General features: G+C 61.5%; 19 protein-coding genes and 1 other annotated feature. Of the genes, 11 read left to right on the forward strand and 8 right to left on the reverse strand.

The annotated features are described in order from the left end of the window. Positions 1–69: 69 nt before the first annotated feature. The 3 genes from MTP41_RS09310 (at position 70) to MTP41_RS09320 (ending at position 1,818) form a co-directional block, all read left to right on the forward strand. Positions 70–1,086, forward strand: a complete 1,017-nt coding sequence (locus MTP41_RS09310; RefSeq protein WP_249235389.1) for a stage V sporulation protein AD — start codon at positions 70–72, stop codon at positions 1,084–1,086. Between the two features lies 1 nt (position 1,087). Next, on the forward strand, positions 1,088–1,444 hold the full coding sequence (locus tag MTP41_RS09315) for a SpoVA/SpoVAEb family sporulation membrane protein (RefSeq protein ID WP_005943559.1): 357 nt from the start codon (positions 1,088–1,090) through the stop codon (positions 1,442–1,444). Positions 1,445–1,542: 98 nt separating this feature from the next. Then, a complete protein-coding gene (locus MTP41_RS09320) occupies positions 1,543–1,818 on the forward strand; it encodes a peptidoglycan synthetase (RefSeq protein WP_118527663.1) in 276 nt (91 codons plus the stop codon). A gap of 71 nt (positions 1,819–1,889) precedes the next feature. Here the strand turns inward: MTP41_RS09320 and rpsT are convergent, their stop codons facing one another. Then, positions 1,890–2,150 carry a 30S ribosomal protein S20 gene (rpsT, locus tag MTP41_RS09325; RefSeq protein ID WP_005943554.1) on the reverse strand — a complete coding sequence of 87 codons (261 nt, stop codon included), beginning with the start codon at positions 2,148–2,150 and terminating at the stop codon, positions 1,890–1,892. 166 nt (positions 2,151–2,316) lie between these two features. On the opposite strand from rpsT, the gene gpr reads away from it, so the two are divergent. The 6 genes from gpr (at position 2,317) to MTP41_RS09355 (ending at position 8,839) form a co-directional block, all read left to right on the forward strand. Beyond that, positions 2,317–3,102 carry a GPR endopeptidase gene (gpr, locus tag MTP41_RS09330; RefSeq protein WP_005943552.1) on the forward strand — a complete coding sequence of 262 codons (786 nt, stop codon included), beginning with the start codon at positions 2,317–2,319 and terminating at the stop codon, positions 3,100–3,102. Positions 3,103–3,131: 29 nt separating this feature from the next. Next, positions 3,132–4,271, forward strand: coding sequence for a stage II sporulation protein P (gene spoIIP, locus MTP41_RS09335; protein WP_249235390.1), 1,140 nt, complete (start codon positions 3,132–3,134; stop codon positions 4,269–4,271). Between the two features lie 32 nt (positions 4,272–4,303). Further along, positions 4,304–4,557, forward strand: a binding site (T-box leader). Positions 4,558–4,614: 57 nt separating this feature from the next. Further along, positions 4,615–6,003 (forward strand): asparagine--tRNA ligase, encoded by a 1,389-nt coding sequence (gene asnS / locus MTP41_RS09340; protein ID WP_005943546.1) that lies wholly within the window; start codon positions 4,615–4,617, stop codon positions 6,001–6,003. Positions 6,004–6,074: 71 nt separating this feature from the next. Beyond that, positions 6,075–7,118 carry an A/G-specific adenine glycosylase gene (locus MTP41_RS09345; RefSeq protein ID WP_249235391.1) on the forward strand — a complete coding sequence of 348 codons (1,044 nt, stop codon included), beginning with the start codon at positions 6,075–6,077 and terminating at the stop codon, positions 7,116–7,118. Positions 7,119–7,241: 123 nt separating this feature from the next. Next, positions 7,242–7,445, forward strand: a complete 204-nt coding sequence (locus tag MTP41_RS09350; RefSeq protein ID WP_249235392.1) for a phosphatase — start codon at positions 7,242–7,244, stop codon at positions 7,443–7,445. 89 nt (positions 7,446–7,534) lie between these two features. Continuing rightward, on the forward strand, positions 7,535–8,839 hold the full coding sequence (locus tag MTP41_RS09355; RefSeq protein WP_249235393.1) for a murein hydrolase activator EnvC family protein: 1,305 nt from the start codon (positions 7,535–7,537) through the stop codon (positions 8,837–8,839). Between the two features lie 59 nt (positions 8,840–8,898). Here MTP41_RS09355 and MTP41_RS09360 read toward each other — a convergent pair whose 3' ends face one another. From MTP41_RS09360 to MTP41_RS09370, 3 genes are all read right to left on the reverse strand, one after another. Then, positions 8,899–9,882, reverse strand: a complete 984-nt coding sequence (locus MTP41_RS09360; protein WP_097774628.1) for an aldo/keto reductase — start codon at positions 9,880–9,882, stop codon at positions 8,899–8,901. 142 nt (positions 9,883–10,024) lie between these two features. Further along, positions 10,025–11,629: a peptide chain release factor 3 gene (locus tag MTP41_RS09365; RefSeq protein WP_005943533.1), complete on the reverse strand. Its 1,605-nt coding sequence runs from the start codon at positions 11,627–11,629 to the stop codon at positions 10,025–10,027. Positions 11,630–11,853: 224 nt separating this feature from the next. Beyond that, positions 11,854–12,720: a GNAT family N-acetyltransferase gene (locus MTP41_RS09370; RefSeq protein ID WP_005943531.1), complete on the reverse strand. Its 867-nt coding sequence runs from the start codon at positions 12,718–12,720 to the stop codon at positions 11,854–11,856. A 194-nt stretch (positions 12,721–12,914) separates the two neighbouring features. Here MTP41_RS09370 and MTP41_RS09375 point away from each other — a divergent pair, with 194 nt between their 5' ends. Further along, positions 12,915–14,306: a S1C family serine protease gene (locus MTP41_RS09375; RefSeq protein ID WP_249235394.1), complete on the forward strand. Its 1,392-nt coding sequence runs from the start codon at positions 12,915–12,917 to the stop codon at positions 14,304–14,306. Between the two features lie 49 nt (positions 14,307–14,355). Here MTP41_RS09375 and pulA read toward each other — a convergent pair whose 3' ends face one another. Then, on the reverse strand, positions 14,356–16,311 hold the full coding sequence (gene pulA / locus MTP41_RS09380; protein ID WP_249235395.1) for a type I pullulanase: 1,956 nt from the start codon (positions 16,309–16,311) through the stop codon (positions 14,356–14,358). 134 nt (positions 16,312–16,445) lie between these two features. Here pulA and MTP41_RS09385 point away from each other — a divergent pair, with 134 nt between their 5' ends. Beyond that, entirely contained in the window at positions 16,446–18,491 is a 2,046-nt protein-coding gene (locus MTP41_RS09385; protein WP_249235396.1) for an AAA family ATPase, read from the forward strand. Between the two features lie 55 nt (positions 18,492–18,546). On the opposite strand, the gene MTP41_RS09390 is transcribed toward MTP41_RS09385, so the two are convergent. From MTP41_RS09390 to aroA, 3 genes are read right to left on the reverse strand one after another with little or no spacing between them, the layout of a single operon-like run. After that, positions 18,547–19,506: a helix-turn-helix transcriptional regulator gene (locus MTP41_RS09390; protein ID WP_097776940.1), complete on the reverse strand. Its 960-nt coding sequence runs from the start codon at positions 19,504–19,506 to the stop codon at positions 18,547–18,549. 15 nt (positions 19,507–19,521) lie between these two features. Beyond that, positions 19,522–20,385, reverse strand: coding sequence for a prephenate dehydrogenase (locus MTP41_RS09395; RefSeq protein ID WP_249235397.1), 864 nt, complete (start codon positions 20,383–20,385; stop codon positions 19,522–19,524). After that, the gene (aroA, locus tag MTP41_RS09400; protein WP_249235398.1) at positions 20,378–21,649 is read right to left on the reverse strand and encodes a 3-phosphoshikimate 1-carboxyvinyltransferase; all 1,272 of its coding nucleotides are present in this window, start codon (positions 21,647–21,649) and stop codon (positions 20,378–20,380) included. The genes MTP41_RS09395 and aroA overlap by 8 nt, the downstream gene beginning before the upstream one ends. Between the last annotated feature and the right edge of the window lie 6 nt (positions 21,650–21,655).

Genomic DNA, 21,655 nt, shown 5'->3' on the forward strand with positions numbered 1-21,655 from the left:
CATGATGTTATTATACAACATTTTATGGAACGTTTTTCATCTATTTTCCACGAAGGAGAAATTTTGCCTATGACGGTCCGGTGCGGGGATACCCTGCTGTTCCAGACACTGCCGGTGATCTCTGCGGGTGCAGCGGTGGGCGGCAAAAAAGAGAGCGAAGGCCCGCTGGCGGCAGAGTTCGACGAGCTGAGCGCAGACAACCGCTTTGGCCAGTCCAGCTGGGAAGCTGCGGAAAAATACCTGCAGCTGCGCGCCGCGCGGCTATGCCTGCAAAAGGCGGCGCTTCCGCAGGAAAAGGTGCAGCTGGCCCTTGCCGGGGATCTGCAGGCCCAGTGCACGGCATCCAGCTATGCCATGCGGGAGCTGGGCGTGCCCTTTGCCGGGCTGTTCGGGGCCTGCAGCACCATGGCCGAGGGCCTTGCGCTGGGCGCTGCTCTGTGCGAGGGCGGTGCTGCGCGCAATCTGCTGGCCATGGCTTCCAGCCACTTCTGCGCGGCAGAGCGGCAGTTCCGCACGCCGCTGAGCTACGGCGCGGTGCGCACGCCTACGGCCCAGTGGACTGCCACCGCTGCCGGATGCTGCCTTTTGCAGCCGCAGGGCGAAGGCGTTGGCATTGCCGCTGCCACCTTTGGCCGTGTGCAGGATTATCAGGTAAAGGACATCAACAATATGGGGGCTGCCATGGCCCCGGCAGCAGCTTCCACCCTGCTGCATTATTTTAAGGATACCGGCACCGAACCGCAGGAGTTCGACTGCATCTATACCGGCGACCTTGGGCAGGTGGGCAGTCAGCTGCTGCGGGAGCTGCTGGCCGCAGAAGGCTTGCTGATCAAAAACCATGTGGACTGCGGGTGCATCCTGTTCGACGCAAACGAGCAGAGTGTAAAGAGCGGCGGCTCCGGCCCGGGCTGCTGCGCGGCGGTGCTGTGCGGGCACATCCTGCCGCGCCTGCGCCGGGGCAGCCAGAAGCGGGTGCTGTTCACAGCCACCGGGGCCCTGATGAGCCAGACCACCTTTTTGCAGAAGGAGACCATCCCGGCGGTGGCGCATCTGGTGGAGCTGCGTGCGCCGGAAAAGGAGAAGTAAGATGAACTATTTCTGGGCTTTCTGTGTGGGCGGGGCCATCTGCGTGGCGGGACAGCTGCTCATCGACCTGACCGGCCTGACCCCGGCCCGCATCCTGACCGGATATGTGGTGGCGGGCGTGGTGCTTTCGGCCATTGGGTGGTATGCCCCGCTGGCCGAGTTTGCCGGGTGCGGGGCCACGGTTCCCCTGCTGGGCTTTGGCCATCTGCTGGCAAAGGGCGTGCGCACTGCGCTGCAGGAAGAAGGTGCTGTGGGCATCCTCACCGGCGGGCTGACCGCCGCTGCGGCCGGTGTTACCACCAGCCTTGTGTGCGGCGTGGTGTGCAGCTGGGTGGGCAAAAGTCACGACCAGAACTGAAGAAGAAATACACCAGAACATTGCTGCTTTGTCCGCCACCCTTCGCCCTGTTTTTCCACCGCACTGCGGTAAACTGTGCAAAACAGGAGGTGATGCGGATGAAGCACCGCTGGACGACCCTTTTGTGGGAGCTTTGGGCTGCACAGGCCTTGTGCGCGGTGGCAGCCCTGCCGCCGGGCAGTGCGTTCCATACATGCCCGGCACTGGCGCTGCCGGGGCTGGCCCTTGCGGCGGCGGTGCCCACGGCATGGGCTGCGTGGGCGCTGTTGGCCGAGCCGCCCGACGGCCTGCCGCCGGAGCAGCTTCTGGAGCAGGCACCGGGGTTCGATTTTGCCACCCTGTGCGATTTTGAGCGGCCTGCTGCCGTGCCCTGAAAAGCGGGCAAAACAAAAACCCCTGTGCCGGGAACCCGGTACAGAGGTTTTGTTCGTCAATCAGAAAGCGATCAAGCGTTCTTGTTAGCACGCTTTGCCATACGGCTGATCTTGCGGCTGGCGGTGTTCTTTTTGATGACACCCTTAGCGCGAGCCTTGTCGATCGCGGAAACAGCAGCCAGGACGGTTGCGTCCTTGTCAGCGGCATTCGCATCGATGGCAGCGTCTGCCTTCTTGACGACTGTTTTCAGGTTGGTCTTAATGGCCTTGTTGTGAGCCTGCTCTGCAGCAGCCTGCACGACGCGGTCCTTCTGAGATTTGATGTTAGGCATTCGTTCCACCTCCTTGGCTACCTATAACAGCGCACCCTATGATACCATATTTCGCGTACCAGCGCAAGCGTTTTTTTGATTTTTGTTTAGAAAAGTTTTATTTTTTCCATACTTTCTGCGTGCAGAGGGGGCATTTGGCCCCAAAACAGGCAGGAGGAGCAGAAAAATGCGTTTTACCGATATGGCAGACGAGATGTTTGGCGCGGCACAGGGGGCGCTGCCTGCCGGGGTAAGGCTTGCCACAGCAAAGCGCGGCGGGGTCACAATAACGCGGGTGGAGATCGCGCGCGAAGGGCTGGCGAAGCCCCGCGGACGGTATGTCACGCTGGAAATGCCCAGCGTCAGCGTGCTGGACGAGCGGGACGCTGCGGTGATCGAGACCTGTGCGGCAGAACTGCGCGCCCTGCTGCCGCCGGAAGGGCCGGTGCTGGTGCTGGGCATCGGGAACCGGCGGGTCACGGCGGATGCCCTCGGCCCGCGCACGGCGCAGAAGATTTTAGTCACCATGGGGCCGCAGCACACGCTGCCGGTAAAAGGCATCCGGCCGGTGGCCGCCATTGCGCCGGGGGTGTCGGCCTCCACCGGGCTGACTCTGCGCCAGCTGGCCGGGGCCATGGTGGAAGCGGTGCGGCCGGCGGCCCTGATCTGCGTGGACAGCCTTTGCAGTGCCGAGGGCGCGCGGCTGGGCCGCAGCGTGCAGTTCTCCGACACCGGGTTGTACCCGGCGCAGGCGGATCATGCAAAGCATCTGGACGCGGCAGCGCTGGGCGTGCCGGTGATCGCGGCGGGCATCCCCACCTTGATGGATTCGGACGAAGGAGCAGATCTTGTGGTCACGCCCCGGGCGCTGGACAGCGTGATCGCCCACGGCTCGGCTCTGCTGGCCGGTGCCATCAACCGGGCCTTGCAGCCAAGGCTCAGCGTGGCGCAGCTGTTCTGGCTGGCGGGGTAACACCGGTGGGCCGGAAGGGAGGTTATTTTATGCGCAGCAAAGCACTGCCGCCCGCCCGGGCGCAGGGGCATATCGTGCCGTTTCTGGAAGCGGCTGCTCTGTTTGCCGCACTGTGTATCTTTGCCCGCACGGCGGCACTGATGCTGGCTGCGGCCATTACTGCACCGCTGCCAATGGCCGAAACTCTTTTCTGGCTGGGGCGGCAGGCCGCACAGGAGCAGCCCGCATCATCTGTGCAGGTGGAAGCCGCACCGGACAGCACGCCGGAAGCGGCGGCATCCTCTCTGCCGCAGGCCGTGCAGGCGCTGACCGGGAACATTGAGGACTACTTTGTGCCGCTGCTGGGCGAGGAAGCCCGCCCGGCGGATGCGGGTACTGTCATTGAAAAAAATTATCCGCAGGGCAGCGGCGAAAAGTACATTCCCTGCGGGGCGGGCAGCATCAAAAACAATACCCGGCAGACGGCGGCAGACATTGCGGCGGAGATTGAGAATCCGCTGCCCTTTGCCATTGAGCCGAACAGTCCCGACCCGCAGGTGCTGGTGATGCACACTCACGCCACCGAGGACTACCGCCTTTCGGCCGGGCTGTGGTTTGCCCCCGGCGATGGTGCCCGCAGCACCGACTGCAGCGTGAACATGTGCGCGGTGGGCCGTGTGGTGGCCGATACCCTCAATGCGGCAGGCATCAACACCCTGCACGACGAGACCCTGAACGACTACCCCAGCTACACCGGAAGCTATGCCAACAGCCGGGCCGTGGTGCAGCAGTATCTGGCCCGGTATCCCAGCATCAAGGTGGTGCTGGATGTCCACCGGGATGCCATCGAAACGGAAAGCGGCAGCCGCTATGCCCCGGTGTGCACGGTGGACGGACGGCAGGCCGCACAGGTCATGATCATCTGCGGGTGCGACAACGGCACCACCGTTCAGCTGCCGGGCTGGCGGCAGAATCTGCGCTTTGCCGCTGCGTGGGAGCGCAGCATGGAAGGAATGTACCCCGGTTTTACCCGGCCGGTGCTGTTCAGCTACCGGTTCTACAATCAGGATCTGACCACCGGCAGCCTGCTCATTGAGATCGGCGGGCACGGCAATAACCTGAACGAGGCTCTTTATGCCGGGCAGCTGGCGGCAAAGGGCCTTGCTGCCGCATTGCTGGGCGGTGCTTGACAAAACGCCGCCAAAGTGCTATTTTTTAAAGGTCAAATGCAAAGATCGGGAAAAGTAGCGCGGGCCGTCCGGCCCAGAGAGTGCGGCACAGCTGAGAGCCGCGCCCGCACGCCGCGTGAACGAACACCCGGGAGCAGCAAACTGAACATGGCAGCTGCCATTAGTAGGTGCGCCGCAGGCCCTGCGTTACAGGGGCAGCGCTTTTATTGAGCGCGTGAGCGACCGGACACTTCCGGTAATTCAGGTGGCACCGCGGACATTACAAGACAGCTTGTTCGCCCTGAACTTTCAGGGAGAACAAAGCTGTCTTTTTCATTTTATATCGAAAGGGAGAACAAACACTATGGAACGCACTGAGATCGTTTCGCTGTTCAAAAACACCCCCGCCGACGGCACCGAGATCACCGTCTGCGGCTGGGCAAAGAACATCCGCGACTCCAAGAACATCGGCTTCATCGCCCTGTCGGACGGCGGCTGCTTCAAGACCCTGCAGGTCGTGCTGGAAGCAGGCAAGCTGGCCAACTACGATGAGGTGATCCACACCGGTCTGTACAGCAGCCTGCGCGTCAAGGGCAAGCTGGTGCTCACCCCGCAGGCAAAGCAGCCCTTTGAGCTGAATGCCGACAGTGTGGAGATCCTGGGCGACTGCCCGGCGGACGAGTATCCGCTGCAGAAAAAGAAGATGAGCATGGAATATCTGCGCACCATGCCCACCCTGCGCCCCCGCACCAACACCTTCAACGCCGCTTTCCGCGTGCGCAGCGCCGCGGCCTACGCCATCCACAAGTTCTTCCAGGAGAACGGCTTCGTTTACTCTCACTCCCCGCTGCTCACCTCTTCCGACTGTGAGGGCGCAGGCGAGATGTTCCGCGTGACCACCCTCGACCTTGAGAATGTGCCCAAGAACGAGGACGGCACTGTGGATTACACCCAGGACTTCTTCGAGAAGCCGGTCAACCTGACCGTTTCCGGCCAGCTGGAAGCCGAAGCCATGGCCATGGCATTCGGCAAGGTGTACACCTTCGGCCCCACCTTCCGCGCCGAGAAGAGCTTCACCACCCGTCACGCCGCCGAGTTCTGGATGATCGAGCCGGAGATGGCATTCTGCGATCTGTCCGGCTACATGGACACCGCTGAGGCCATGACCAAATATGTCATCCGCTACGTGCTGGACAACTGCCCGGATGAAATGGCCTTCTTCAACCAGTTCATCGACAAGGGCCTCATCGAGCGTCTGGAGCTGGTGGCAAACTGCGAGTTTGGCCGCATCAGCTACACCGAGGCCATCGAGATCCTGAAGAAGAACAACAAGAAGTTCCAGTTCCCTGTGGAGTGGGGCGTGGACATCCAGACCGAGCACGAGCGCTACCTGACCGAGGTAGTGTTCAAAAAGCCTGTGTTCGTCACCGACTACCCGAAGGAGATCAAGAGCTTCTACATGAAGCAGAACCCGGACGGCAAGACCGTGGCAGCCGCAGATATGCTGGTGCCCGGCATCGGCGAGCTGATCGGCGGCAGCCAGCGTGAAGAGAACTACGACAAGCTGGTGGCCCGCATGGACGAGCTGGGCATGGACAAGACCAACTACGACTGGTACCTGAACCTGCGCAAGTTCGGCGGCGTGGAGCACGCCGGCTACGGCTTGGGCTTCGAGCGCATGATCATGTACCTCACGGGCATCCAGAACATCCGTGACGTGCTGCCCTTCCCCCGCACCGCATACGGCTTCTGATAAGCGCGCATACTTTTACCGGGCTGCTGCACCTTGCGGCGGCCCGTTTTTTGATAAGGAGCACAAAACAAGTGGAAAACATTTCCTCTGCCCTGCTGGAATGGTTTTACAAAAACCACCGCATCCTGCCCTTCCGCACCGACCCCAGCCCCTACCATGTGTGGCTCAGCGAGATCATGCTGCAGCAGACCCGGGTCTCGGCGGCACTGCCCTACTACGAACGCTTTCTCGCCGCCCTGCCGGACATTCCGGCCCTTGCCGTCTGCGAAGAGGAAAAGCTGCACAAACTCTGGGAGGGTCTTGGCTACTACAGCCGGGTGCGCAACCTGCAAAAGGCTGCACGCATCGTCTGCGAGCAGTACGGCGGACAGCTGCCCGCCGACTATGATGCCCTGCGGGCCCTGCCCGGCATCGGGGACTACACGGCGGGAGCCGTTGCGTCCATCAGCTTCGGCATCCCGGTGCCCGCCGTGGACGGCAATGTGCTGCGGGTGTTCTCCCGTTTGTACAACGACCCCGCTGCCGTCACCGAACCGGCAGTGAAAAAAGCGTTCACCGCCCGCGTGATGGAGCACCAGCCGCCGGATGCGCCCGGCGACTACAATCAGGCCCTTATGGAGCTGGGAGCACTGGTCTGCGTGCCGAACGGTGCGCCCCTGTGCGAAAAATGCCCGCTTGCCCACCTGTGCGCCGCCCGTGCTGCGGGCACTGCATTGGAGCTGCCCCGCAAAGCAGCGCCCAAGCCCCGCAGACTGCAGCCTGTGACGCTGGCCCTGCTGGAAAGCCCGGCAGGCTTCCTTTTGCAGCAGCGGCCCCAAAAGGGCCTGCTTGCCGGGCTGTGGCAGCCGGTACTGTGGGAGGGTGAAGCCCTTGCAGCCGGAGAGGTCCTTGCCCGCCTGCAGGCCATGGGAGTGGATACCGGCACCGCCGCGCCGGAAGCGCTGCCCGCTGCAAAGCACATCTTCAGCCACATCGAGTGGCATATGAACGGCATCCTGCTGCATGTGCCCGCCCAAGATGCCCCGGCAGGCTGCGTGTGGGCAAGCCGGGAAGCCCTGCAGGCCGAGTATACGCTGCCCGGCGCATTCAAGGCATACAGGAAGCTTATAGTATGAAATTTTGGCCTTTTTGACCGGAACAGTTGTAATTTTTGACAGGAACGGGTATAATAAAAGCCAACAAGCACTGGAATGAAAGCTGAAACATCGTTTCAACGAAAAAAGGAGTGTATTGAACCTATGAAGAAATCTTGTCTGGTCGCTGTGATCACTGTTCTGGCCGCTGTTGCCGGTGCCCTTGCTGCTGTTGCTGTTTACCTGCACCGCCGTGAGAAGGAGCTGGACGAGTACGAGCGTCTGCTGTTCGGCGAGGACGATGCTGCAACGGTAGAGCCGGAGGCTGCTGCCGAAGAGGCTGCCCCTGCAAAGGATGCTGCAGAATAAAAAACACGAACCGTAAACCTTCGGGCGCACCGGCAGTCTGCAAAAGGCTGTGCCGGTGCGCCCTTTTTGCTACATAGAAGGAGTGTATCATGAAGCGTTTTCTGCTCTGGCTCGTGGGTGTGGTGCTGGGCGTAGGCATCTTTCTGGGCGCAGTGATGGGCGTGAGCTATGCCTTTACCACCGAGGGCGGCTGCCCGGACAGCACCGCGCAGTTTGGCACCGAAGCGCTGGAACCCAACGGCTGGTGCTGGCAGGTGCCGCTCATCGGCGGAAAGCTCGATAAGGTGTTTGCCAGCCCCGCCACCCTCACGGTGCAGAAGCTGGGCACGCTGTACACGGCCCACCCGGCCCTCATCCTGCCGGACTGGGCCAGCTACACCACCCTGACCATCCGGACGGCTTCCGGCGAGACGGTGTTCACGGGCACAGCCAGTGAATACGAGAGCTTTTTGTTCCCGGCCAACGGCGAATATAAGGCAGAGCTATCGGTCTGGCGGGTGCCGGAGGGCGGCATGGCCACCCAATTTGAGGGCGGCAGCACCGGCTCAGTGCGCAAAAATCTGGGGCTGGAAAAGCCCGCAAAGCCCACCGGCTGGTATCGTTATGCCTTCCGGTTCACCCTGCAGGCCAGCGCGGAGGTGGAGCTTTCCGCCGAGCGGGTGGAGCAGGGCGGCATTGTGGGCCTGCGCATCTCCGGCATGACCGGCGATGCAGCACCCACTGTGGAGACCGACCTTGGCAATGTGCAGTGCGTGCGTGCAGCCGATGGCTGGCGGGCCTACATCCCGGCGGCATACAACGCTTCCTCCGGCGGGCATGAGGTGAACATTACCGTGAATGGCGAGACCATCACCCGCAGCATCATCGTGCTGCCCAAGGATTTTGGCACGGTGGACGTGGAGCCGGAACCGGATGCATCGGATGCGGCAAACACCCAGTTCCGCAATGCAGTCTGGGGCCTGTACGAAGCGCCCGCGCGGGAAAAAATGTGGCAGGGCGGCTTTGTGAACCCGGTGGAAAGCTATACCACCCTTGTGGATTACGGTCAGGTCAGGGTGGTCAACGGAAGGCAGGGCAGCCGTTCCAACTCCACAAAGCTTTATACCATCCCCGGTGAGCCCTGCCGCGCCCCGGCAAACGGTGTGGTGGTGCTGGCCGCAGAGCTGGCCCTTACCGGCAACACGGTGGTCATCGACCACGGCTGCGGGATGCGCAGCTACCTGTACGGGCTGCAGACTCTTTCCGTCTCTGCCGGGCAGACGGTGGAAAAGGGGCAGGCCGTGGGCGTGCTGGGCGAGGAGCTGACCATGGACTTCAAGCTTGGCAGCAAGAGCGTGAACCCATGGCTGCTGTTCCAGACCAGCGGCGGATTGTTCTGGAAGGAGAACAGCTGAGATGCAAAAAAGCCTCTGACCATTGCGGTCAGAGGCTTTTTGCGTCTTAAATCAAAAACTCAGGAAATAGCATCCACGTCCCACTTCATGCGGACGGCATCGGCACCGTCCAGTTTGATGTTCAGCGCACCGGCGTTGTCCATTACCTGCTGCGGAGTGCGGGCACCGCACAGCACATGCAGGCCGGGGATCATGCGGGCGGTCAGGGCGATCACCAGCTGTGCCAGAGAGCAGTCGTATTTCTCGGTCAGGTCGCCCCACTTTGCCAGCATGTCCAGCGCTTGTGCCCGGCGGGCGGGCTGGAAGCTGGGGTTGGAGTTGCGGGTGCTGCCCTCGGGATAGGTGGTTTCCATAGTCACCTTGCCGGTCAGCAGGCCCTGCTCCAGCGGAGAGTATGCCTGCACCGAAACGCCCAGCTCCCTGCAGGTGGGCAGCAGCTGCTTTTCCACGCGGCGGGTCAGCAGGCTGTACTTTTCCTGAATGACGTCCAGCTGACCGTACTTGCAGTAGCCGCGGATGATGTCTGCAGTGACGTTGGATGCACCGATGGCACGGATCTTGCCCTGCTCCTTCAGCTTCATCATGGCTTCCACCGTCTCTTCCAGCGGGTAGATGCCGAAATCGGGGGTCTGCCAGTGGGTGTACAGCACATCCAGATGATCGGTGTGCAGGCGGCGCAGGCTGTCCTCCACATCCTCGATGATGCTCTTTGCAGAAAGGTCGCGGTAAACGGTGGTGCCGTCCACGACCTTGTGCAGCACCGGTGTTTCATGCCGCCACTCCAGACCGCACTTGGTGGAAAGCACCACCTTGTCGCGGTCGATGTGCTTCATGGCTTCGCCCACCACGGTCTCGCTGTGGTACAGGCCGTAGATGGGGGCGGTGTCGATCCACTGGATGCCCTGCTCCACAGCAGTCTGGATGGCCTTGACTGAAAGGCTGTCGTCGTTATCGCCCCACCATGCACCGCCGCCGATGGCCCAGGTGCCCATGCCGAGAAATGGCACCTGAATGCCGCTTTTGCCAATATTGATATTCTGCATATACTTTACCCTCCATGCCAGCAGTGTTCCCCGCAATGGGAGCAGCTCATTCCATAACTGGCATTCTTTGTTGTATTTTTTGTGCTTTATGAAAAAAGAGCCGCAGCTGCAGGATATTCCCGCACCGCAGCTCTCTTTCAACTCAGATATTGCCGAACTCGCTCAGTTTCAGCGTTTCGTTGTGGGTCTCAGCCCAGCGCACCGCCCAGTCGGAGGTGAACAGCAGCAGACGGTTGCCCTTCATATCCTCCACAGCCTTGGTGTCGCTGGTCAGGTCCAGATCCCGCAGGTTGTAGGTGTCGGGGTCGTTCTGCACCCAGCGCAGCTGTTCAAAGGGCAGCTGCTGCATCCGGATCTCCACGTTGTACTCAGTGTTCAGGCGGTACTCCAGCACTTCCAGCTGCAGCACGCCGACCACGCCGACCACCACTTCTTCCATGCCGCCGCCCACTTCGCGGAAGATCTGGATGGCACCCTCCTGCGCGATCTGCTCCATGCCCTTCACGAACTGCTTGCGCTTCATGGTGTCCTTCTGCTCAATGCGGGCAAAGTGCTCCGGCGAGAAGGTGGGGATGCCTGCGAACTGGACCTTCTTTTTGCCGGTGCACAAGGTGTCGCCGATGGAGAAGATGCCCGGGTCGAACAGGCCAATGATATCGCCGGCGTAGGCTTCGTCCACGATGGCGCGGTCCTGCGCCATCAGCTGGGTGCCGGTGGCCAGCTTGATGTTCTTGCCCTCCTGCACATGGAAGGCCTCCATGCCGCGCTCGAACTTGCCGGAGCAGATGCGCATAAAGGCGATGCGGTCGCGGTGGGCCTTGTTCATGTTGGCCTGAATTTTAAAGATGAAGGCAGAGAACTCGTCACGGCAGGGGTCCACGGTCTCGCCGGTCAGGCTGTCCACGCGGGCCAGCGGGGTGGGGGTGAGCCGCAGGAAGTTCTCCAGAAAAGGCTCCACGCCAAAGTTGGTCAGAGCGGAACCAAAGAACACGGGGCTCAGCTCGCCGCGCAGCACTTTGTCGAGGTCAAATTCCTCGGCAGCGCCGTCCAACAGCTCGATCTCATCCACCAGCTGCTGGTGCAGATACGGGGTGAGCAGCTCGTCCAGTGCGGGATCGCCCAGCTCGGCCTCGGTCTCATCCACTTTCTTCACGCCGTTGGCGCGGCCGTCGCTGGAAAATGCCAGCACCTTGCGGGTGTTGCGGTCGAACACGCCCTTGAACTCCTTGCCGCAGCCGATGGGCCAGTTCATGGGGTAGGTCTTGATGCCCAAAATCTCCTCAATGTTCTCCATCAGCTCAAAGGGGTCGCGGGCTTCGCGGTCCATCTTGTTGATGAAGGTGAAGATGGGGATGTGGCGCAGGGTGCACACCTTGAACAGCTTGATGGTCTGGGCCTCAACGCCCTTTGCAGCGTCGATGACCATGACGGCAGAGTCTGCCGCCATCAGGGTGCGGTAGGTGTCCTCCGAGAAGTCCTGATGGCCCGGGGTGTCCAGAATGTTCACACACTTGCCCGCGTAGTTGAACTGCAGGACAGAAGAGGTGACGGAAATACCGCGCTGCTTCTCAATGTCCATCCAGTCGGACACGGCGTGCTTTGCGCTCTGCTTGCCCTTGACGGAGCCTGCCTGATTGATGGCTCCGCCGTACAGCAGCAGCTTTTCGGTCAGAGTGGTCTTACCGGCGTCGGGATGGCTGATGATCGCAAACGTCCGGCGGCGCTCGATTTCTTCACGATTTGTCATAAACTAGTATTTCTCCTGAAATGGATGGAACTCCTTCAGTCACGGCTGATGCCGTGACAGCTCCCTCAATGAGGGAGCCTCTGGCGAAAAGGAAAAGCTTCTCGCCCTGCCAAAGCCTCCCTCTCAGAGGGAGGTGGCATCGCGCAGCGATGACGGAAGGAGTATATTTTTACACATACGTACCCTATTTTATCCGAAAACGCTCCATAATGCAAGTGTTTTCGTTATTTTTTCAGGATGATGCAGGGCAGAGGGGCGGTTTCGGCCCAGTTGGCAAAATCACACACCAGAACGGTAAAACTTTTGAGCGGAAGTGCCCGGAGATATTCCAGCACCGTCTGCTTTTCATCCGTGCCGATGACCTGCCCGCTGTAGAGGATGGCGCTCACCACGCCGCCGGGGCGCACGGCTTCCAAAGCCGCCTGCAGGGCGGGGATGCTGCTCTGCGCGGTGGAGAACACTGCGTGGTCGGCCCCGGGCAGCCAGCCAAAGTTGAACATCACCGCATCTGCCGTGCCGGGCTGCACAACCTGTAAAAGGTCTGCGTGGCTTTGGCAGTGCAGCTCATACCGGGCGGCAGGCACGCCCAGCTGCTCCAGATGCTTCCGGGTGGATGCAATGGCAGCTTCCTGCACGTCAAAGCCGACTACCTTTCCTTCCGGCGCGGTGATGCCGCACAGGAAGGCCGTGTCGCCGCCGTTGCCGCAGGTAGCATCGATGCAAAGGCGCGGCTGTGCCAGCCGCGCGGCCAGAAAGTCCTGCACGAACTTGACGGCGGTCAGGTCCGGCGTGCGGCGGCGCACCAGCTGCCTGCCTTCTGCCGCAAAGCCGAACTTTGCCCAGAACGCAAGCTCTGCGGCATCGGCGGGAAGCGGGGCGGTAAATACGGTAGCCTTTTCGCGGTCGTATCCGGCGTAGGCGCGCAAGGCTTCTTTTAATAGATAGGAACCGTAGCCTTTGCGCCGCCACTGCGGTTCGATGCCAAACGCGGTGATGGCAGCCCCCTTTGCGGCGGGCGTGAGCGCGCAGAAGCCGATCTGTGTTTTTTCCTTATAGAGGGCAAAGCCCTCGTCTGTGCGGTGCAGTTCCATGGTGTGTTCCTCCTGAATTTACACTTTTACAATAGCAAGCGCAAAGGCCGCTGTCAAGGGCGGAAAGCGCGTCTTTATTTCACAGTTTCTTCACGGCGCGCGCGATTGATTTTCACAATTGATGGTTACAATAGGAGCAGTTCAACGGAACAGGGCTCCTGTGGACGTATCCCTTACGGAAAGGAAGTATCAGCATGGACAATGAGAACAAATGGGAATATGATTATTCCTCTCAGGATAAAAACGAAAGCGGAGATACCGGTTATCCCAATGTGGGCAGCAGCGGCATGAACACCGCCAACCAGTACAACGACCCGCAGCCGGAACCGGAGACCGCTTACACCGCCCCGCAGACAGACAACGGCGCAGGCGGTGCAACGCCGCCGGTACATCCGGTACAGCCGCAGGACGCGCAGCCCCCTAAAAAGAAGAAAAAGTTCAATGGCAAGCGCGTTGCACGCAGCGCCGTGGCGCTGCTGCTGGCCGCAGCCATGGGCTTTGCGGGCGGCTTTGTGGGGGCAAAGTTTGGCGGAAGCGGCAAGGTGGTCATTCAGCAGGTGGCACCTTCCTCTACGGCCGACAGTGCATCCGGTTCGGATAGTTCCATCACCGCAGCATCCAGCAGCGGCAGCAGCCTGACCACTGAACAGGTGGCTGATCTGGTCAGCCCCAGCGTGGTGGTCATCACTACGGAGCAGGTGGTCTACTCTCAGTGGTCGTGGTACGGCCAGAATCAGGTGGAGAGCGGTGCCGGCAGCGGCGTGATCATCAGCTCGGACGGCTACATCCTCACCTGTGCACATGTGGTGGACGGCGCTTCCACCATCACCGTTACCATTGGTGACAAGGACTACACCGCCACCCTCGTGGGCGAAGATACCACCAGCGATATCGCGGTCATCAAGATCGATGCTGACGGCCTGACCCCCGCCACCGTGGGCAACAGCGACAGCCTGAAGGTGGGCCAGAGCGTGATGGCTGTGGGCAACCCGCTGGGTGAGCTGGGCGGCACCGTGACCGGCGGCATGATCAGCGCTTTGAACCGCAGTGTCACCATTCAGGGCAGCAGCTCTGTGAACACCATGTCCCTGATCCAGATGGATGCTTCGGTCAGCCCCGGCAACTCCGGCGGCGGCCTGTTCAATATGAACGGTGAGCTGGTCGGCATTGTGAATGCAAAATCCTCTTCCAGCGATGCAGAGGGTCTGGGCTTTGCCATCCCCATCAACGATGCCATCAAGGTGGCACAGGAACTGCTGGAGAACGGCTATGTGACCGGACGGCCTTATTTGGGCATCACCTATCTGGCTGTGACCGACGCACAGACTGCTTCTCAACTGGGCGTGAATGCCTACGGCGTTTACGTTGTGGAGGTGGTCAAGGGCGGCCCTGCCGAAAAGGCAGGCCTGCAGGCCGGTGACCGCATCGTGAGCGTGGACGGCACCGAGATCGCCTCCAAGGACGACCTTGGCACCCTGATGCAGAAGCACGCAGCAGGCGATACGCTTTCCATCACCATTGCACGCGACGGCCAGATGCAGACGGTCAATGTGACACTGGGCGAAAAGACGGCTTCCAACAGCTGAGCAAAATAGAAAATAGGAGCGGATGAGAGTTTTCCATCCGCTCCTGTTTTTATATCTGTCCAAAGATGGCGGCACTGTAAGGCATCAGCACGGCCTCGTGCTCATACACTCTTGCCGGGCCGCGCCACAGGCTGGACGAGATGCCGTCGCTCAGCATCTGCCAGCGTCCAACCGGCAGCGGCACGGCCTTGCTGATCTCGGTGGGGTTATAGAACACGCACAGCGCCTGCCATGCTGCGCCGTCGTCCCACTGGGCGGGCAGCTGCCAGCCCACCAGCGGCTGCTCCAGTGAGAAAAAGTACAGGGCATCCGGCGCGTGGGGGTCGGTGCTGGAAAGCCGCGGAAACCTTGCCCGCAGAGCCAGCAGGCCGCGGTAGTAGTCCACCAGTGCATGATATTTTTCGGCCCGCTCCCAGTCCAGCCGGTTCAGCGCAGGCGAAGAGCGGTAGCTGTTTTCCTTCCCTTTTTTGGTGCGGGCAAACTCCTCGCCCGCCTGCAGGAAAGGCAGGCCGAAGCTGGTCAGGTAAATGCCCGCCGCCAGCCGGTTCTGGGCAAGGGCTGTGCTGTCTGCCGCTGTGAACTCCGGCTTTTCGTACCGCACCAGCAGCAGCTTGTCCCACAGGGTGAAGTTGTCGTGGGCGGAAACATAGCTCACGATCTGGCTGGGCGCGTGGGGCGGCAGACGGTCACTGCGGCACCATGCCGCCACCGCGCCGCCGATGTCCCAGAAGCTGTCGGGCCTGCCCTCCACATAGCCCGGCTCCCGGGCGTTGAAGCAGCCGCCTTTGATGGTGTCGCGGGTGTCGTCGCAGAAGATGCCGATGCGATCGTTCAGCATGGCAAGATTCGCCTTGTTGGCCTCGTACCGGTGCAGCTGGCTGCCGCCGCCCTGCCACGGTTCGCCGTACATCAGGATATCCCGCCCACCGGGCAGCGCATCCAGCGCGGCGCGCACCGCGTTGATGGTCTCCACGTCGTACAGGCCCATCAGGTCGAACCGGAAGCCGTCGATGTGGTATTCCTGCGCCCAGTAGAGGATGGAATCGATCATATACCGCCGGGCCATGGGCCGCTCGCTGGCAAATTCATTGCCGCAGCCGCTGCCGTTGGAAAAGCTGCCGTCCTCGTTCTGGCGAAAAAAGTAGCAGGGCACGGTGTCGTTCAGCGGGTTCGCATTGCGGTACATGTGGTTATACACCACATCCATCACCACGCCGATGCCCGCCGCGTGCAGGGCTGCGATCATTTCCCTGCACTCCCGGATGCGCACCTCGCCGCGGGTGGGGTCGGTGGAATAGCTGCCTTCGGGCACATTGTAGTTGGTGGGGTCATAGCCCCAGTTGTACTGCCGCAGCAGCGGCTTTGCCTCGTCCACGCTGCCAAAGTCGAAAATGGGCAGCAGCTGCACATACTTCACGCCCAGACGCCGGAGATAGTTCAGGCAGGTGGGGTGGATGCCGTCCCCGTGCAGGGTGGTGCCCTGCTGGGTAAAGGCCATGAACTTGCCCCGCCATGCCGGGCGCACGCCGCTGGCAGCGTCCTGCGAGAAGTCGCGCACGCTCACCTCCCACACCGCGCGCTGCTCCGGCGGGATGACCGGACGCACATCCCGCTCCCACCCGGAGGGGGCGGTGCGGGCAAGATCTACGATCATGCTGCGGGTGCCGTTCACACCGGCAGCGCGGGCGTAAGGGTCGCCGGTCTCGCGGCTCACGCCGTCCACCGTCACCGTAAAGGTGTAATAACGGCCGTGCTGGTCGCCGGGCAGATAGATGCTCCACACGCCCTGCGGCCCGCGTTCCAGCGGCAGGGTGCCCATGCACACGCCGCCATTGCCCTTGCGGTAAAGGTTCACACACACGCTCTGAGCTGTAGGTGTCCACAGACGCAGCCGCGTGCCGGAAAGGGTATACTCCGGCCCCAGCGGCCCGGTGCAGGTGGTGTCCCGGGCAAAGGTGTCGCTCTCGAACAGTTCTTTCAGTTCAGCAGGGGTTCTGGCACTCATGGTTTCCTTCATTCCTTCTTCTTATTTTCCATACAGTAAGTGTAAACAACCGGTGTGGATTTTTCAAGGGGGAATTGCAAAACCTGTCCGGGTACACTATACTGGAAGAAAACGACAAAAACGGAGGGCAAACCATGGCATATACCGACGATTGGGAAAACCTTATGAACGGTGTGTTCGGCGCAGGGGGAAAACCGCGCTTTGGCGGCACGGCTCAGCCGGAAAGCAAAACGCCAAAGGCCAAAGCGCCCGCAGTGCCGGACCTGAATGCTGCCCTGCTGGAAAACCAGAAGCAGTTGGATGCCCTGCTCAAAAAACAGAACGCCCAGCTGAAAACGCAGGACACTGCGGTGCAGTCTGCTCTGGAGGACAGCCGCCAGATGCTGCGGGATATGGAAGCGGACGGCCTGCTTGCCAAGGGCACTGCCGATGTGACCGCAGAGCACCTTGGCAGCTTTGAGGGCCTTGCCGCCGAGGTGAAAAAGACCGTTCTCGGGCAGGATGCCTTTGTGGACAGCGTGGTGCGCGCCATGCGCCGGCCCTTTGTGCTGGGCACTGAGCGCCCGGCGGCACGCAATGTGATCCTGATCTGCGGAGGTGCAGGCACCGGACGGCACTTTGCGCTGGAAGAGACCGCCCGCATCATGGCGGCGCGGGGCCTTTTGCAGAGCGACAAAACCGCGGTGGTGGACCTTGCCCTCTACCCCAATTCCGGTGCGGAAAAGCTGTTTTTGCAGGATCTGTATGCGGCCCTGCACGCCCCCGGGGAGATCGTGATCTTTGAGCACTACGAAAGCTGCCATGCGGCTTTCCTCAAGACTCTTGCAGACCTTGCTGTGAAGGGCAGCGCACCGCTTTCCAGCCGGTATCTGGTGAACAAGGAGGGCATCCTTGTAGATGCAGGCACGGCGCTGGCACCGGGCGCGGTGAGCAGTATCACGCCCTGCGGCAAGTACCTCATCTTCTTTTCCCGCAAGGGCCGGGACGCGCTGGCAGATAAGTTCGGTGCGCCCTTTGTGGCGGCGGTGGGCGATGTGTGCGCCACCAGCGCCTTTGCCCGCGAGGACCTTGCAGCGCTGGCGGCGCAGCAGCTGAATGCGCTGGCCCAGAAGGTGAGCGCACGCCTTGGGCTGACCCTCTCTGCCGGGGCCGATGTGCGGGACTATGTTGCAGCCCGGTGCACCAAAGAAAAGGGCGCAGCGGGCCTTGCGGAATGCTGCGATAAAATGTTCCGCGCCCTGAGCGAATACTGCCTGCAGACGGATGCAAAGCTTACCGGCACCGTCACCCTGACCGCAAAGCCGGAGGGTGTGTGGTTCAGCCTGAACGACCAGCCCGAGCAGGAGCTGTCTGCCCTGCTGCCCGCCGAGTACACGGGGGCCGCAGAAGCGGTCCGCGCAGAGCTTGACGGCCTTGTGGGCCTTGGGGCGGTCAAGGAGTATGTGTTCGGTCTGGCGGATAACCTGCAGGTGCAGCAGCGCCGCGCGGCGGCAGGCTTCAAGACTGCCAGCCTTTCCATGCACATGATCTTCACCGGCAACCCGGGCACCGGCAAGACCACCATTGCCCGGCTGGTGGCAAAGTACCTCAAGGCCATCGGCGCGCTGAAGGGCGGCCAGCTGGTGGAAGTGACCCGTGCCGACCTTGTGGGCCGCTACACCGGCCACACCGCCCCGCTGACAAACAGCGTCATCGAGAGTGCGCTGGGCGGCGTGCTGTTTATCGATGAAGCCTACAGCCTCTACCGCGGCGAGCAGGACAGCTTTGGGCTCGAAGCCATCGACACCCTTGTGAAGGGCATGGAGGACCACCGGGACGAGCTGGTGGTCGTTCTGGCGGGCTACACCCGGGAGATGGAGGTGTTCCTTACCGCCAACAGCGGTCTTGCCAGCCGCTTCCCCAACAAGATCGAGTTCCCGGACTACACGGCAGACGAGCTGCTGGACATCACCAACGTGCTGGCAAAGGGCAAGGGCTACCGCCTTGCCGAGGGCTGTACCTTCCCGCTTTTGGGCTACTACAAGCGCCGTCAGGCGCTGGACAGCCGCACCGCCGGCAACGGCCGTCTTGCCCGCAACACGCTGGAAAAGGCCATTTTCCACCAGAGCCGCCGCCTTGTGGCAGAACCTGCCGCCGAGCTGGACCTGATTTTGCCCAGCGATCTGGAATTTGAAGAATAACTTCCATATATGAGAACGGCTCCTACCCAATGGGCAGGAGCCGTTTTTTTTTTAGCTATTGATGCATCTCCGCTAATTTTTTGGCTATTTCCCGCAGGCCCTGCCGCACCTCGGCGGGAGCCGTTACTTCCACCTTGCCGCCAAAGCCGCACACCCAGCCGTAGAACTGGGGGCTGACGCATACCGGCACATCAAAGTGAAAATATGCACCGTCTTCCTCCGGCACGAACAGCGGCGTTTTGCCAAAGCGGTCGCGCATGGCGCTTTCCAGGTCGGCGGTGCAGCGCAGGGTGACCCGGTACTCCGGCCCGCCGAACATGTTGAAGTGCTTGCGCAGATAGGCGGGCAGGTCGAACTGGCGGAACTCGGCCTTGCCCCGGCGGGCATCGCCCAGCACCGTCACGGAAGACATGCGGTCCACGCGGTAGTTGCGGATGCCCGCAGGCTCTTTCTCGTCCTGATAAGCGATAAGGTAGTAGCAGCCGTTTTCCCATGCCAGCTGCCACGGGCTGACGGTGCGGGTGCCGCCGTCCTTGTAGCGGAACCGCACCATTCTGCCCGCATTGATGGCGCTGTGCAGCGCATCGATGCTGTAAAGCAGGGTGTGGCTGTCGCTTTTGGGGCGGCCGTCCACATACACCTGACGCTGCAGCTGGGTGCCCTCGTAGTCGGAGCAGAGGGCTTCCAGTTTATGGATGAGTTTACTGCTGGTGCGTGCCGACACAACCTTGCTGGCCTGTACGGCATCCACCAGCAGCTTCAGCTCAGAAAGCTCAAAGGTGCGGCTGGCCAGCCAGTAGCCGCCGCCGCGCCCGCGCCGCAGCTGGATGTCATACCCCAGACTGCGCAGGGTGTCGATATCGCTGTAGATGCTTTTGCGCTCGGCAAGAATGTCCTGCTGTTCCAGCAGCTCTACCAGCTGCGGTACATTGAGCAGGTGTTCTTCGTCGGTCTTTTGTTCCAGAATACGCAAAAGGGTCAAAAGCTTGGATTTCTGGCCTTCCTGCTTGGGCATGGGAGCACCTCCGGTTTATTCGGGCAGTTTTTTGTCGAACGCCGCGCGACGCTGGGTGGAAAGACGGAACATCTCTTCCAGCTTGTTCCGGTCGTCGGCCACAAGGGCAGCGCGCATCTGCTGCAGCGCAGCATCGAACTGGTCGATCTCGCTGATGAGGTTTTCCTTATTCCACAAAAACAGCTCTGCCCACATTTTATCGTTGATGCGTGCAATGCGGGTCAGATCACGGAAGGAGTCGCCGGTGTACTCGCACAGCGAAGAGTTATCGTTGGCGCACATCAGGCTCACGGCGATGGCATGGCACAGCTGGCTCACATAGCCGATCATCTTGTCGTGTTCCTGCACCGTCAGGGTGCAGATGTGGTGGAAGCCCAGCACTTCGGCCAGGTCCTTTGCCCACTGAATGGCCTCTGGCGTGTTCTTTTCCGTGGGGGTGATGATGAAGTTGGCCGGGGCAAAGTTCACCTCGGCGGCGTGCTCCACGCTGGAAGTCTCACGGCCTGCCATCGGGTGGCTGGCAATGAACTCCACGCCCGCCGGGCACATGGCCTGCACCGGCTCCACAAGGCCGGTCTTTACGCCGGAAACATCGGTAAAGATGCAGCCGGGCTTGAGCAGATGGCCGTAGGTGTGGAACCACTCGATGAGGGCCGTGGGGTACAGACCAAAGATGATGTGGTCGGCGCTGCTCACAAGGTCCTCAAAATCGTGGGTCTTGCCGCTGGCGATATAGCCGTGCTCTAGCGCGTACTGCAAATGCCCCTCGCTGCGGTTGATGCCGTCCACATGGAAACCAGCTTTCGTCAGTTCCAGCGCGTATTTGCCGCCCAGCAGGCCAAGACCCACCACGAGATAACGTTTTGTTTTATCAAGCATATTCCACCTCCGCGCCCAAGGGCTTGATGGCTTCAAAGAAATTCGGCCAGCTTTTTGTAATGGCTTCGGCATCGTCCACGGTCAGGGGGATGCCCGTACTCAGGGCCAGCACCGCAAGGCTCATGACCACACGGTGGTCATTGTGCCCATGCAGAACACCCGCCGGAGCGTGCAGCCTGTTCGCGCAGCCGTGCACCGTAATGGTGCCGCCCTCGCTTTCCAGCACGCCGCCGCAGGCACGCAGCTCGGCCTCCATGGCAGCGATGCGGTCACTCTCCTTCAGGCGTAAACGCTCTGCGTTGCGGATGACTGTAGTGCCTTCGCACAGCAGGCCCAGCACCATGAGCACAGGGCCAAGGTCCGGGCAGTCCGCAAGGTCGATGTCCACCCCGTGCAGCGGTGACTTTGTAAAGGGGATGCCCGCTTCTGTTTGGGTGAACTTTGCGCCGCAGCGGCGCAGGATATCCAGAATGGCGGCATCGCCCTGCAGCGTTTCCGGGGCAAGGCCGGTGATGGTCACGCCGCCGCACACTGCACCCAGCACCGCCGGGAACGCGGCCTGACTGTAATCGCCCTCCACGGTGTAATCGCAGGGGTGATAGTGCTGCCCGCCCGGGATGGCAAGAGTGTTTTCGTCCAGCCAATGGCTCTGCACACCGAAGGCTGCCTGCACAGAGCGGGTCATATCGATGTAGCTGCGGCTCTCCACCGGCGGGATGAGGTGCAGCGTGCTGTTGCCGGAAAGCAGCGGCAGAGCAAACAGCAGCCCGCTGATGAACTGGCTGGATACATTGCCTGCAAGGCGGTATTCGCCGGGGGTCAGTGCTCCTTCCACGGTCAGCCCGGCAGCGCTCTGCTCAAACCGCAGGCCCTGCTCCCGGTACAGAGCTTCATACACCGACTGAGGCCGCTCCATCAGCCGCCCGCGGCCGGTGAAGGAAACTGCCTGTCCGGTCAGGCTGGCGATGGGGATGAGAAAGCGCAGGGTGCTGCCGCTCTCGCAGCAGTCCACCGGCGCGGCAAGGGGCACAAAATGCCCCAGCCCTTCCACCACAGCATCGTCTGCGCCGGTGCGCACACGGGCGCATAGCTGTGCCGCTGCGCCCAGGGTGGCGGAGATGTCCTTGCTGAATTCCAGATTGGTGATGTGGCTGCGGCCCTCGGCCAGTGCCGCACAGAGCACAGCACGGTGGGCCATGCTCTTGCTGGGAGGTGCGGTGATAGTGCCGCCCACGGGACGCGCGTTCTGAATCGTTACCAGCATAGGCCG

It is taken from the genome of Faecalibacterium sp. I4-3-84, from assembly GCF_023347255.1.
Classification (GTDB): Bacteria; Bacillota; Clostridia; order Oscillospirales; family Ruminococcaceae; genus Faecalibacterium; species Faecalibacterium taiwanense.